Raw genomic sequence first — 13536 nt, 5'->3', positions numbered from 1 at the left:
AGTCTGGGGGCCGGCCGTCAGGCAGCGGCCCGGGCGCCGGCCCTGCGGAGGGCCATCCGGGCCGGCAGGATGCTGGAGACCAGCGCCAGGGCGAGACACAGCCCGACCGTCAACAGCATCGTCGGCCAGGGGAGGTTGAGGTTGACCTGGGTGCCGAGCTGCGCGGACAGCCCCGACCTGATGCCGAGCAGGGTGATCAGCGCGATGCCCAGTCCGAGCCCGGCACCGATACCCACGGAGAGCGCCGACTCGGCGGCGACGACTCGCAGCACTTGTCGCCGGGTCGCCCCGGAGAGCCGCAGCACCGCGAAGTCCCCGGCGCGGTCGGCGGTCGCCATCATCAGCGTGTTAGCGATGGCGAGGCAGGTGTAGCCGAGCGACATCCCGATCAGGATGATCAGGAAGATCTGCACCAGCCGGTCGTCCTCGGCGTCCGTGCGTGCCGCGTAGTCGGACGTGCTCAAGGCTTCCGCCCCGAGTTCGGCGGACACCGCAGGCCGCTGCGAGCCGCTCGCGTACACGACCTGAGTGAGCGCGGAGGGCGAGTGCGCCCGCGCCGTGTCCCGAGTGAGCAGCACACTCGCCGTGGACGAGTCGTCCGTGATTTCCGCGACCACCTTGACCTTCTCGGTCCTGCCGTCCTCGAAGGTGACGGGCACGGTGCGTCCGGTGGTCCAGCCGAGCCAGGCCGTGGTCGAGGACCGCACGATCATGGTGTTCTCGCCCTGGAGGGCGTCCAGCGAACCGGACTTGACGGTCATCTTCTCCCGCGCCTTCTCGAAGGCGCCCTCGCTCACACCCATCGCGCCGATGTGGTCGGTGCCTCCCACGTAGAGCTCGGTGGGCAGCAGCGACGCCCCGTCGGGCACCGTGGCGACCGCGGCGTCCGAGAGGCCCGGGGTGCCCTTGGGAGTGACCACGGACGTCGCGTCCTGGCGGACGGTCTCCTCCAGCGCGTAACCGCTGGCCTTGATCTGGAACATGCCGGCGATCAGGACGGCGAAGCCCACGGTGACCAGCACCGGTGCCGCCGTCGACGCGGTGCGCCGCACCGCCGTCAGCGAACTCTCCCTGGCGACCATGCTGGTGGCACCACGCAGGCGGCCCAGCGGCCACCAGACGGCCTTGACCACCAACGGGATGACCGCGGGTGCGAACAGCGTCAGGCCCACGATCAGGGCCATCGCCGCGTACAGCGCGTTGTTGATCATCTCGTCCGAGGAGCTGCCGGCCGCGACGAGTACCAGGATCAGTCCGAAGGCGGTGAAGCCGATCGCGCCGATCCACCGGCCACGCGTCATCGGCCGCTTTTCCAGCGCGGCCTCACGTAGCGCCTCCAGCGGGGCGATCCGGGCCGCGCGCCGGGACGCCGACCAGACTCCGAGCAGGGCGACCAGCAGACCGAGCGCAAAGGAGCCGATCAGGGGCAGCGCCTGCATGCGCACGGTGAAGCCGGCCGGCTCCAGCCCGCCGTCCACCAGCAGACCGCCGAGCACGGGGGCGAACAGGGAGCCCAGGACCAGCCCGGTCGTCGCCGCCACCACACCCACGCCGAGCGCCTCGCCGTACATCATCCGGCGGATCTGGCGTGGAGTGGCGCCGATGGTACGCAGCAGGCCGAATTCCCGGCGCCGCTGCACGATGCTGAACGCGAAGGTCGAGGCGACCACGAAGACGGAAACGAACGCGGTCAGTCCGGCCATGGCGATCAGGATCTGCATACCGATCCAGCGGGTCTTCGCCGCGGTCTTTGCCTCCAGGTCCTTCAGGCCGCCGCCGGCGAGCACCTTGTCGTCCTTGCCCACGACCTTCTCGGCCGCGCTTGCCACCGCGGCGGCGTCCGCGCCCTTCTCGGTGACCAGACCGATGACCCGCACCCCGCCGGACAGGGGTTCGGCGGTGGAGTCCGTGAGATAGAAGGCGTCGGAGTCGACCGTGCCGGACACCTTGTACTGGGCCGGTCCCCTGGCGGTGAGCAGCGTCACCGGGGCACCGGGGGCCAGACCCAGGGACTTGTCCAGGACGACCTCGTCGGCTGCCTGTGGAGCGCGGCCCGAGGTCAGCTTGTCCGGCGCCAGCGCCGCACTGGCCCAGGGGTGGCCGCGCAGTTCCCCGCCAGGGTCGTCGACCGGTTTGCCGTCGACCATTGCCTGGGTGTAGAAGGACCGGTCGGGCACCGCGGCAGCGACGCCCGGCACCGAACCCAGTTCGGAGACCAGCTCCTTGGTGCGCTCGGGTGACCAGGGCAGGTTCTCGGTGAAATTGCCGTCCGACTGGTCGGCTCCGGGGCTCTGTACCAGCACCTTGGTGCCCGCGTAGCGCTTGGGTGCCTCGGGATCGGCGGAGGCGAGCACCAGCGCGGTCATGCACAGGATGGTCACGCCGAGGCACAGGGCGGTGAAGGTCCCGGTGAAGGACACCCAGCGCTGGCGGATGGTGGCGAGACTCAGCATGTGACGGCCTCCAGAGCGGCCATGCGGGCGGCGATCGTGTCGACGGTGCTGCGGCCCCGCAGTTCGTCCGCGATCCTTCCGTCGGCGAGCAGCAGCACTCGATCCGCGTAGGCGGCGGCCGCCGGGTCGTGGGTGACCATGACCACCGTCTGCTGGTGGCGGTCGACCACGCCGCGCAGCAGCGCGAGCACATCACGGGACGTCTTGGTGTCCAGGGCGCCGGTCGGTTCGTCGGCGAAGAGCACGGCGGGGCGGGTGATCAGGGCGCGGGCGATGGCCACCCGCTGCTGCTCACCGCCGGAGAGCTCGCTGGGGCGGTGCGGGCCCCGGTGGCCGAGGCCCACTTCGGTGAGGGCCGCGATCAGGTCCTCGTGATTCGGGCGGCGCCCGGCGAGGCGCAGCGGCAGGGCGATGTTCTGTTCGGCGGTGAGCGCCGAGACAAGGTTGAACGCCTGGAAGACGAACCCGACGCGGTCACGCCGCAGCAGGGTGAGCGCGGTCTCGTCGAGATCGCTCAGATCGGTGTCATCGATGATCACCTTGCCGTCGGTGACGCGGTCGAGGCCCGCCGCGCAGTGCAGCAGCGTGGACTTGCCGGACCCGGAGGGACCCATCACCGCGGTGAAGGTGCCGCGGGCGAACGTGGTGGTGACATTGTCCAGCGCGGTGACGGTCTGCGTCCCCGAGCCATACTGCTTGGTCACGGACCACAGTTGGACGGTGTCAGTCGAATTCGTCATGGTCAAAGCCAACCGTGTGCAGGTGGTCCCCCGCAGGGGCGCTGACTGGAGACCTGGGGTAGACCCAGCTGTAATTCCGGGCTCACTTCTGCGCCCGGTGCCGGAAGGCGGCGATGCCCACGGCCGTGAACAGCAGTGCGTAGCCGGTCAGGGCCAGCAGGCACAGCCACGGCTCCACATGGGGAATGGACGGCACCAGAGCGGCCCGCATCCCCTCGGAGACGTACGTCAGCGGATTGAGGGCGCTGATCACCTGGAACCAGCCGATCTCGTCCAGGGACACCAGGGGATACTGCGTGGCACCCGTGAACATCAGCGGCGCCATGATGATCGCGAACATGATGCTGATCCGGTGCGGAGGGACGAGGGTGCCCACCATGATGCCGATGGCGGCGCCGGCCCAGGAGCCCAGCGCGAGCACGGCGAGGAGCAGCGGGACCCCGGACGCACGCCAGGGCGCGTCGCCCAGGACCAGTGCCCCCATCGGGAAGACGCACGCCGAGGCGATCATTCCGCGCACCATGGACATGAGCAGCTTCTCGACCGCCACCATGTACACCGGCAGCGGAGCCAGCAGCCGGTCCTCCATCTCCTTGGTGACGCCGAACTCCATCACCAGGGGATACGCGACGCTCTGCAACGCAGTCAGGAAGGCGGCCAGCGCGGCGATGCCGGGCAGCAGCAGATCACCGAACTCCGGCCGTACGTAGTTCAGCGTGCCCAGCACCTTGGCGAAGATGAAGAGCATGAACAGGGGCGTGAGCGCGATCTGGACCAGCAGGAGACCGAACTCCTTGCCGGTCACGAAGGCGTCACGCCACAGGATGGCGAGGAACACCCGGGCAACGGACGGCCGGCGGGGCCTGGACGTCTCCAGGGCCCGCCGGCCGGCGCTCTCGGTTGCTGTCGTGGGTTGTGCGGTGGTCATCGCAGTCCTCTTCCGGTGAGCTCGATGAATACGTCTTCCAGGCTGGGTTCGCCGAGGCGGACATCGGCCAGTACGGCGGAGCGGGAATCGAGGACGGCGACGACGGGTATCAGCAGGGACGCCGGTTCCTTGGCGAGGTACAACCGCAGCTGCACGCTGTCGGGCCGGTCCCGGACGCCTGGCACGATTCGCTCCCCGCGCTCGACGTCGTCCACGGCGGTGAGTGCTGCGAGCAGGTCGTCGGCGCTGTCCGCGGGACCCGGAACCGCCGTGATCTCCATGACGGAGTGGCCGGAGACGCCGCGGGTGAGCACCTCGGGTGTGTCGAGTGCGAGCAGCCGCCCGTGGTCGACGATGCCCACCCGGTCGGACAGATCGGCCGCCTCTTTCATGTCGTGCGTGGTCAGGACCACCGTCACACCCCGCTCACGCAGGGCGCGGACCCGCTCCCAGACGAACAGGCGGGCCTGCGGGTCGAGGCCGGTTGTCGGTTCGTCGAGGAACAGCACCCGTGGTTCGTGCATCAGCGCCCGAGCGATCATCAAGCGCTGCGCCATGCCGCCGGAATACCAGTCGACCTTGACGTCGGCCTCCTGCGCCAGCCCGAACTCGTCGAGCAGTTCGGCGGCGCGGGCTCGTCGCCTGGCCCGCGAGAAGCCGTGATAGGCGGCGTGGAAGAGCAGATTCTGGCGTGGTGTCAGATCGCGGTCCAGATTGCTGCCCTGGGGCACCACGGCCAGCTGAGCCCGAGCCATGACGGGTTCGCGACGCACGTCCACACCGGCCACCCGCACGGTGCCGCTGGTCGCGCGGACCCGGGTGGTGAGCACACCCACGGTTGTCGTCTTGCCCGCCCCGTTCGGCCCGAGGAGTCCGAAGACCTCGCCGGGGGCGACCGTGAACGACAGCCCGTCCACCGCGCTCACCTCCCGCCGGGGGTAGCGCTTGACCAGCTGGCGGACTTCGACGGCTGCGGTCACAGGGCGTCCCCTTCGAACGGGTCGGCGGCGGACCACGACCGGTACTGGCGCAGTCCGTAGAGCAGGGGGCGGGGAGGGGCGGGCTGGTGCCGCTCGATCCGGAACACCTCGCCGAAGACCACCACGTGGTCGCCGACGGAGAGGGTCCGGTCCACCCGGCAGTCCGCGACGGCATGAGCGTCGTCGAGCAGATGAGGGCCGCCCAGACCGCTGCCACCACGCCAGGCGACCCGGTCGAAACGGTCCGGGTCGCCCGAGGAGAACAGTTCGGCGGCAGGCCGGCCCCGGTGGTGCAGCAGGTTCACCGCGAAGGTGGAGCACTGCTGCAGCGCGGTCAGGGTCGGGCTGCCCCGGCGCAGACTGACCAGCAGGGTGGGTGGGTCGGTGGTGATGCTGGTCACCGAGGAACAGGTCATGCCCCAGGGGCGGCCGGTCGGGCCCATGGTGGTTACCACGGCGACGCCGGTCGGAAAGGTGGACATCAGGGACCGGAAGTCCGGGGCGGCGGGCGGCGCCGTCCCGGGCGCCTGGGGAGAGTCGAGCAGGGGTTCGGTCATGGCCGGGCCATCTCCTTCTTCCGCGGGGCCGCCGAGGCGTCGACGCGGGCGGCCCGGGCCTCGACGAGGCTGTACACGGGTCCGGTCATCGCCGTGGTCACGAGTGTCATCACCACCAGGGCGAGGAAGAGGTCGGGGGTGAGGATTCCCGCGCTGAACCCGGCCTGCAGAACGACGAGTTCGGTCAGGCCGCGGGTGTTGAGCAGCACCCCCAGACGCAGCCCGTCCCAGTGTGATTCCCCGCCGAGGCGGGCTCCCGCGTAGGTGCCCGAGACCTTGCCGACGATCGCAAGGGAGACCGCCATGGCCATCGCGGCCCACGGCATCCCGTCGAACTCCCGGGTGAAGACGGTCAGTCCCGTTGTCACGAAGAAGACCGGTACCAGCGTGCGGCCGGCGCCGGAGACGGTGCGTACGGCACGGGACCAGGGCCCTTCGGGGCCGTCGGACGGAAGGGCGGCGCCGACCAGCAGCGCCCCGAGAATGTCGGGCAGTTCCCAGTGCCGCAGGGCGGCCGCGGCCCCGGCCGCGAGCACGGCGATACCGACGAGCGTCCCACGTGGACGTCCGGCCGCCAGCCGGGAAGCCGACGTGCTGCGCAGCGCCACGCTCAACGCGACGTACCCGGTGGCCGAGACGGACACCACCAGGATCAGCAGGGGTACGTTCTCGGAGCCGCCCGAGGCGAGGCCGACCGCGACGGCGAGCAGGACCCACGCGACCATGTCGATCACCACCGCCGAGGCCATCGCCAGTCGTCCCACGACGGTGTCCACCACGTCGCGCGTCACCAGGATGCGGGCGAGGACGGGGACGGCCGTGACCGACAGTCCCACGGCGAGCAGCAGGAACAGCGCCGGAGCGGGAGCGTGGCCGCGCAGGGCCGGGTCGTCACCGGCCAGCACCCACACGGCGAGCAGACCGCCGCAGACCAGCGGCACCAGCAGGGCTCCCGCGGTGGTCGTGACGATCGAACGGCCCTTGACCGAGACGGACGGGCTCCTGAGCTCATGACCGATGCCCACCAGGAACAGCGCCAGTCCGGCGTGCCCGATGTAGTCCAGCCAGGTGTGGACGTCGGGGGGCACCACCACATCCAGCGCGTCCGTACCGCCGAGACGCAGCACGAGCGGTCCGGCGATCATGCCCAGGGCGATCTCGGCGACCACGGCCGGCTGGCCGGTGCGCCGTGCGAGCAGGTGCGCGAGCCGAGCACCTGCCAGCACCACGGCCACGGCCAGCGTGACATGACCGGTGAGCGGCAGCCAGTGGGACACGCTCATCGAACCCGGGCAGCGCGACGCTCCGGCGGTAGCCCGTGCAGGTGCGCGAAGTACTCGTACTGCGAGGGAAGCCGGCTGACGAGCTGCGCGGCCTGGTCCCGCACGAGCTGCAGCTCCCGCGCGGCGGCGGTTTCGTCCAAGAAGGCCAGCGTCGGGGGCGCCTGTACCGGGAGCCCGCCGAGGCCGAGCAGCATCGCGGTGTACGAGTACGGCTCGAAGCCGTGGTAGTACGGGAAGACCGACTCGGTGTCCGGGAGCTTGGTCTGCCACTGTTCGATGCGCTCGGCGAGCGCGTCCGGCAGCGGTCGGGTCTTGGTGTCCTTCCAGTACTGGTTGTCCTGCCGGGCCGCCGCGTAGTAGTGCAGCACCAGGAACTCCCGTACGCCGTCCATGACATGGCCGACCTGGCGGTTGTAGGAGCGACGCAGGTTCGTCCAGTCGGTCTCGCCCTCGCCCGGGAAGTGCTTGACCAACTGCTCGATGGCGTTCTGGATGAAGAAGATGCCGGTGGACTCCAGCGGCTCGACGAAGCCACTGGACAGGCCCACCGCCACGCAGTTGTTCACCCAGGAGCGTTCGTTGCGCCCGATGCGCATCTTGATGTGGTTGGCCTCCAGGTCCGCGGCCTCGGGCCCGACGAACTCGCGCAATGTGCGCTCGGCCTCGTCCGGAGTGGTGTAGTCGCTCGCGTAGACGTAACCGGTGCCGATGCGCCCGAACAGCGGGATGGTCCAGATCCAGCCGGCGTCCTGAGCGGTGGCCGTGGTGCACGGACGGATGCCCCGCTCGGCCATGTCCACGGGTACCCGCAGGGCCACCGCGCTGTCGTTGGGCAGTGTGTCCTGGTATGACTGGAACGGCTCGCCCAGAGCCTGGTTGAGCAGCATGCCGCGGAAGCCGGTGCAGTCGATGAACAGGTCGCCGTGCAGGTTCCCGTGCTCCTTGGTCACCACGTGGCTGATCCAGCCGCGCTCGTCGAGCGAGACGTCGAGGACGTCGTCGAGCACATGCCGCACTCCACGGTCTGTGCCGTACTTGGTGAGGTACTTGGCGAGCAGGGTGGCGTCGAAGTGGAACGCGTACGGAAACTGCGTGTTCTGTTCGCTGAGCGTCGTACGGAACTTGCGGCTGTCGCCGCCGTCCTCGGAGAAGTCCTGCTCGAACAGGGTGCCGTCGAGGTAGCGGGGCGAGCTCTTGGCGTCGCACAGCGAGGCGATGAGGAAACAGTCCTTGTCGAAGCGGTCGCCCGGCTTGGTGTGCAGCCACCAGTCGGTGATGGGGAACCCGTCCACCACGCGCAGCCGCTCGAAGGGGTGGTAGAAGTGATCCTCCTTGGCGCGCCAGTTCTCGAAGCGGATCGCCAGTTTGTAGGTGGCCTGACACTCGGGCATCCACTCGCGTTCGTCGAGTCCGAGGTAGTCGAAGAAGTGCCGGACCGTACTGAACGTTGCCTCGCCGACACCGATCGGAGCTACCCGATTTGATTCCACGAGAGTGACGTCGATGCGATCGCCGAATGCGGCCCGCAGATATGAGGCGGTCATCCAGCCGGCCGTTCCGCCGCCTACCACAACTATGCTCTTAGCCATATTCCATCCTCTGTCTCGGCCTGCCGATGCGAATCGAGAATGTGGAGCCTTTTGAATTCCTTGGCGGTATGTTCCGGCAGTGGCTCCTGGGCCGCGAGCCGCCTCTGAGCTGCATAAATGTTGAGATCCGGGAGAACGTGAAGCAGGCTACCAGTGGCTCGGCCGTGAGGTCACCATGGTTAAGTGGGCGCCTAAAGACGCAGCTCGATTGAGGATTCACAGAGCAATAAGGAGTCCGCGGGAAACGGTCGCTTGACGTGCTGAGAAATACGGGATAGCTTCGCCGGGTCTTTGGCGGAAGTTATGGCCGACGGTCGTGGTCCTGTTACGTGAATTATCGCAGCGGAGGAAACGGCGTATCGTGATCAGCCTCAGTCACATACCGAATGCAGTGGAAGCGATACGCCGCCATGTGCGGGAGCGGCCCGAGCGGGACGCCGTCATCCAGGTGCGCGACGCGGAGAGCGGCGAGGCCCGGCACCACTCCTACGCCGAGTTCGACGCCGACGCCCGCCGTATCGCCGCCGAGCTGCAGCACCGGTATCCGCCCGGATCCCGCATCCTGCTGCTCTTCCCGCCGGTGGAGTTCATCACGGCCTTCGTCGGCTGCCTGTACGCCGGCATGGTGGCCGTTCCGGCGCCGCTGCCCGGCTCCTTCGGCCATGAGCGCCGACGCCTTCGAAGCATCGCGACGGACGCCGAAGTGTCGGCCGTCCTCACCGACTCGGCGAACCGGCCGGCCGTCGCCGAGTGGCTGAGTGGCGAGCAGATGCCTCCGCTGGACCTGCTGGCCACCGACGCGGACAAGTGGGCCGATCCCGGCAACTGGCGGGAGCCGGACCTGGGGCACGACACCATTGCCCTGCTCCAGTACACCTCGGGCTCGACCGGTGACCCCAAGGGCGTCATGGTCAGCCACGGCAATCTGCTCGCCAACGCCTCGGCCCTGTACCGGGCCCTGGACATCGACGAGGGCACCCGCTTCGGCGGCTGGGCACCGCACTACCACGACATGGGCCTGATGGCGCAGACCCTGCCGGCGCTCTTCCTCGGCAGCGCCTGCGCACTGCTGAGCCCGGTCACTTTCATCAAGAGCCCCTACCAGTGGCTGCGCATGATCGACCGCTATGACATCGGCTGGTCGGCGGCACCCAACTTCGCATACGAACTGTGCTGCCGTCGGGTGAGCGACGAGCAGATCGCCCAGCTCGACCTGTCCCGCTGGACCCATGCGGTGAACGGTTCGGAACCGGTGCACGCCGCGACCGTCGCCCGGTTCGCGAAGCGCTTCTCGTCCGCCGGTCTGAACCCCGAGGCACCGTCGCCCTGTTACGGCCTCGCTGAGGCCACCGTCTTCGTCTCGGGGGCGGCTCACCGGGTGCCCGTCGTCGCCCGTGTCGACGCGGAGCTCCTGGCCCGCCACGAGTTCCACGAGGTGCCCTTCCCCGCTCCCGGCCGGGAGCTGCTCGGCAACGGCCAAGCCGCCGACTTCGACGTCCGGGTCGTGGACCCGGAAACCCGCGAGGTGCTGCCCACCGGACGGGTGGGAGAAGTCTGGCTGCGCGGTGACAGCGTGGCCTGCGGCTACTGGCGCAACGAGTCCGCCACCCGCACGGCGTTCGCGGCACGCACCGCTGACGGTGACGCCGGCTATCTGCGCACCGGCGACCTCGGCGTCGTCAGGAACGGCGAACTCTTCGTGACCGGCCGCCTCAAGGAGACGTTGATCCTGCGCGGCCGCAACCTCTACCCGCAGGACATCGAGCAGGAGCTACGGGCCCGGCACGCGGAACTCGGCGCTGTGGGAGCGGTGTTCACGGCCCCGCTGCCGGGCGGGCCGGACGGTGCGGAGGACACCGAGGAAGGCCTCGTCGTCACCCATGAGGTGGTCGGCCGACCCGACACTGCCGCCTTGCGGGCACTGGCCGCCCGGATCCGCAGGACCGTCGTCGAGGAGTTCGGAGTACGGGTCACAGGTGTGGTCCTGCTCCGCCGCGGCCAGGTGCGGCGAACCACCAGCGGCAAGATCCAGCGCGCCGAGATGCGCCGGCTCTGCCTTGCCGGGGAACTGCGCCCCGAGTACTCCGACTGATCCGGGCGGCCGCCGCCGCCTCCGGCACGTCCCAACACCCCTGTGATCCCCCGCCCGCTGGACCGGGCTGTGGAGAGGAGCTGGCCCCGACATGACCGTGCCCGAAAGCGCTCAGGACACCCGCCTTCCGCGGTCCGCGGACGCTCTGCGGCAGTGGGCCGCGCAGCACGTGGCCGTACAGGCCCGGCTGCCGTACACGGAGGTCCTGCCGGACGTGCCGCTGGCCGAGTACGGGTTGGACTCGCTGTACGCGGTGACCCTCGCCGCGGACCTGGAGGATCGGCTCGGCATTGCGCTGGAGCCGACCGTGGCACTGGAGCACCAGACGATCGGCGAACTCATCGACTTCGTGCTGGGCGAATTGGACAAGGAGCGGGCCGAAGGTGTCTGAGATGCACGAGGCGGGCCGACCCGCGACCGCCGCCCAGCTCGGCGTCTGGGTGGCCCAGCAACTGCAGCCGGGGCAGCCGCTCTACAACTGCGGGGTGTGCTTCGACATCGACGGCGCCGTCGACGCCGCCGCCCTGCGTGACGCCGTGCGGGGGGCGTCCACCGAGGCAGAGACCGTCCGCATGCGCTTCACTGAGGACGCCGAGGGGCTCTGGCAGAACCCGGGGGACGACGAACTGCCCTTCCACACCGTCGACCTGCGGCACGAGAACGACCCGGCGGGTGCTGCCGAGAGCTGGATGCGCGCCGACCTCGAAACGCCCGCCGACCCCTCCCGCGACCCGCTGACCGTGCACGCCCTGCTCCGCACGGCCGACGACCGGCATATCTTCTACCTCCGCTACCACCACATTGTGATGGACGGCTGGGCGCAGACCTTGTACTGCCGTCGCATCGCGGAGCTCTACACGGCTCTCACCGAGGGCCGGGCACCCGCGCCGAGACAGTTCGGCGCGCTGGACGACGTGCTGCGGGCCGAGGCCGCCTACCGGGCGTCAGCCGCCTACGAACGCGACCGCGCCCACCATCTGAAGGAGTTTGCGGACCACCCCGAGCCCACCAGCCTGACCGGCCGCTCGGCCCCGGCGGCGCACAGCGCTCTGCGCAGCACTGTCTGGCTCGACGAGCGGCGGGTGACCGCCGTACGGGACGCCGCACGTCGGGCGCGCACCCGCTGGCCGGCTGTCGTCATCGCCGCCATGGCCGCTTATCTGCACCGGCTGACCTCGCAGGACGACATCCTTCTGGGACTGCCCGTCGCCGCCCGTACCGGACGCGTCGCCCTGACGACCCCGGCGATGCTCTCCAACGAGGTGACGCTGCGCGTCCCCGTCCGGCCAGAGACCTCCTTCACCGAACTGCTCGGCGATGTCGCGCCCCGCATGCTGGCGGCCGCCGCCCATCAGCACTACCGGGGCGAGGAACTCCACAGCGAGTTGGGCCGCTCCGGCTCCGCCGGGCTCGGCGGCCCCGTCGTCAACGCCGTCTCCTTCGACCAGTCCCTGAGCTTCGGCAGCCACCGGGTGGTGGCACGCCAGCTGTCCACCGGCCGCGTCAAGGACCTTTCGGTGCACGTGTACGCGACCTCCGACATCGTCAGCGGCATCCGCGTCGATTTCGACGCCAACCCCGAGCTGTACACCGAGACCGAACTCCACGGGCACCGCGACCGCTTCCTGGGCTTCCTGGACCGGCTGCTCGCGGATGCCGATCAGCCCCTGGGGCGCGCGGAACTCCTCCACCCCGAGGAACGCCGACGCGTCCTCACCGACTGGAACGGTCCGACGGTCCCCGTCCCGTCCGTTCCGCTGCCTCGCCTCTTCTCCGAGCAGGCGGCGCTCACGCCGAACGAGCCCGCGGTCGAATGCGACGGCACGGTCCTGTCGTACGCGGAACTCGACACCCGCTCCGACCGGCTGGCCCGCGCGCTCGTCGCCCGCGGAGCCCTCCCCGAGACCCTGGTCGCCCTCGCCCTGCCCCGCGGCATCGATCTCGTGGTGGCGCTGCTCGCCGTACTGAAGTCCGGGGCCGCCTATGTGCCGCTGGACCCGGACCACCCCGAGGCACGTATCGCGGCCGTACTGGAAGAGGCCCGGCCGGTGCTGCTGCTCACGGACAGCGGCGTCGCTCCCCGGCTGCCACGGGCCGGTATGCCGACCGAACGGATCCTGCTCGACCGGCCGATCGTCGACAGTGTTCAGCCGGCCTCGCACGACGGGGAACCCGTGGGCACGGTTCTGCCGTACCACCCGGCGTACGTCATCTACACCTCCGGTTCCACGGGGCGCCCCAAGGGCGTCGTGGTCGAACACCGCGCGCTCACGGACTACGTCCTGAGGGCCCGTGAGGAATACCCCGCGGCCGCCGGCACCTCGCTGCTGCATTCTCCCGTGACCTTCGACCTCACGGTGACCGCCCTCTACACGCCGCTGATCAGCGGTGGCTGCGTACGCATCGCGGACCTCACCGAGGACGCTCTGCTCGGCACGGCCCGGCCCTCCTTCATGAAGGTGACCCCGAGTCATCTGGAGATGCTGCTCGCCCTGCCGGACGCGGCCAATCCTGACAACTGCCTCATCCTGGGCGGCGAGGCGCTCTTCGGCCCGGCGCTCGACCGCTGGCGGGCCCGCCACCCGGACGTCGTGGTCTACAACGCTTACGGCCCGACCGAAGCGACCGTCAACTGCCTCGATCACCGCATCGCCCCGGGGGCCTCGGTGCTCGACGGCGCCGTGCCGATCGGCCGTCCCTTCCGGAACACGCGGGTGTTTGTGCTGGATGGTGCGTTGCGGCCGGTGCCGGTGGGTGTGGCGGGTGAGCTGTATGTCGCGGGTGACGGGCTGGCGCGTGGGTATCTGGGGCGTCCGGGGCTGACGGCGGAGCGGTTTGTGGCGTGTCCGTTCGGGCCGGCTGGTGGGCGGATGTACCGCACCGGCGATCTGGTCCGGTGGACGGTCGATGGGGT

At 69.8% G+C, this 13536-nt stretch carries 10 protein-coding genes; 3 read left to right on the top strand and 7 right to left on the bottom strand.

Features of this window, described 5'->3' with window-relative positions; all coding sequences use genetic code 11:
- Positions 1-17: 17 nt before the first annotated feature.
- From ACFW6B_RS31525 to ACFW6B_RS31495, 7 genes are all read right to left on the bottom strand, one after another.
- Entirely contained in the window at positions 18-2453 is a 2436-nt protein-coding gene (locus ACFW6B_RS31525; protein WP_386601370.1) for an ABC transporter permease, read from the bottom strand.
- Positions 2447-3193, bottom strand: coding sequence for an ABC transporter ATP-binding protein (locus ACFW6B_RS31520; protein WP_386601368.1), 747 nt, complete (start codon positions 3191-3193; stop codon positions 2447-2449). Before ACFW6B_RS31520 ends, ACFW6B_RS31525 begins: the two co-directional genes overlap by 7 nt.
- 82 nt (positions 3194-3275) lie before the next feature.
- On the bottom strand, positions 3276-4121 hold the full coding sequence (locus ACFW6B_RS31515; RefSeq protein WP_386601365.1) for an ABC transporter permease: 846 nt from the start codon (positions 4119-4121) through the stop codon (positions 3276-3278).
- A complete protein-coding gene (locus ACFW6B_RS31510; protein WP_386601364.1) occupies positions 4118-5101 on the bottom strand; it encodes an ABC transporter ATP-binding protein in 984 nt (327 codons plus the stop codon). The genes ACFW6B_RS31515 and ACFW6B_RS31510 overlap by 4 nt, the downstream gene beginning before the upstream one ends.
- On the bottom strand, positions 5098-5658 hold the full coding sequence (locus ACFW6B_RS31505) for a flavin reductase family protein (RefSeq protein WP_386601362.1): 561 nt from the start codon (positions 5656-5658) through the stop codon (positions 5098-5100). Before ACFW6B_RS31505 ends, ACFW6B_RS31510 begins: the two co-directional genes overlap by 4 nt.
- Entirely contained in the window at positions 5655-6941 is a 1287-nt protein-coding gene (locus tag ACFW6B_RS31500; RefSeq protein ID WP_386601360.1) for a cation:proton antiporter, read from the bottom strand. Before ACFW6B_RS31500 ends, ACFW6B_RS31505 begins: the two co-directional genes overlap by 4 nt.
- The gene (locus ACFW6B_RS31495; RefSeq protein ID WP_386601358.1) at positions 6938-8530 is read right to left on the bottom strand and encodes a tryptophan halogenase family protein; all 1593 of its coding nucleotides are present in this window, start codon (positions 8528-8530) and stop codon (positions 6938-6940) included. Before ACFW6B_RS31495 ends, ACFW6B_RS31500 begins: the two co-directional genes overlap by 4 nt.
- 361 nt (positions 8531-8891) lie before the next feature.
- On the opposite strand from ACFW6B_RS31495, the gene ACFW6B_RS31490 reads away from it, so the two are divergent.
- From ACFW6B_RS31490 to ACFW6B_RS31480, 3 genes are all read left to right on the top strand, one after another.
- Positions 8892-10622: a fatty acyl-AMP ligase gene (locus ACFW6B_RS31490; RefSeq protein WP_386601356.1), complete on the top strand. Its 1731-nt coding sequence runs from the start codon at positions 8892-8894 to the stop codon at positions 10620-10622.
- A gap of 91 nt (positions 10623-10713) precedes the next feature.
- Positions 10714-11013 (top strand): acyl carrier protein, encoded by a 300-nt coding sequence (locus ACFW6B_RS31485; protein ID WP_386601355.1) that lies wholly within the window; start codon positions 10714-10716, stop codon positions 11011-11013.
- 1 nt (position 11014) lies between these two features.
- The coding region (locus ACFW6B_RS31480) for an amino acid adenylation domain-containing protein (RefSeq protein ID WP_386601468.1) at positions 11015-13536 on the top strand (2522 nt) is incomplete at its 3' end.

The sequence above is a fragment of the Streptomyces sp. NPDC058751 genome (genome assembly GCF_042746485.1).
In the GTDB taxonomy this organism is placed as follows: Bacteria; Actinomycetota; Actinomycetes; order Streptomycetales; family Streptomycetaceae; genus Streptomyces.
This window is presented reverse-complemented; position numbering and strand designations above follow the sequence as displayed.

Excerpts from the sequence above, each read along its gene's own strand:
- ACFW6B_RS31525 (WP_386601370.1), bottom strand. The coding sequence starts at position 2,453 with ATGCTGAGTCTCGCCACCATCCGCCAGCGCTGGGTGTCCTTCACCGGG.
- ACFW6B_RS31520 (WP_386601368.1), bottom strand. The coding sequence starts at position 3,193 with ATGACGAATTCGACTGACACCGTCCAACTGTGGTCCGTGACCAAGCAG.
- ACFW6B_RS31515 (WP_386601365.1), bottom strand. The coding sequence starts at position 4,121 with ATGACCACCGCACAACCCACGACAGCAACCGAGAGCGCCGGCCGGCGG.
- ACFW6B_RS31505 (WP_386601362.1), bottom strand. The coding sequence starts at position 5,658 with ATGACCGAACCCCTGCTCGACTCTCCCCAGGCGCCCGGGACGGCGCCG.
- ACFW6B_RS31500 (WP_386601360.1), bottom strand. The coding sequence starts at position 6,941 with ATGAGCGTGTCCCACTGGCTGCCGCTCACCGGTCATGTCACGCTGGCC.
- ACFW6B_RS31495 (WP_386601358.1), bottom strand. The coding sequence starts at position 8,530 with ATGGCTAAGAGCATAGTTGTGGTAGGCGGCGGAACGGCCGGCTGGATG.
- ACFW6B_RS31485 (WP_386601355.1), top strand. The coding sequence starts at position 10,714 with ATGACCGTGCCCGAAAGCGCTCAGGACACCCGCCTTCCGCGGTCCGCG.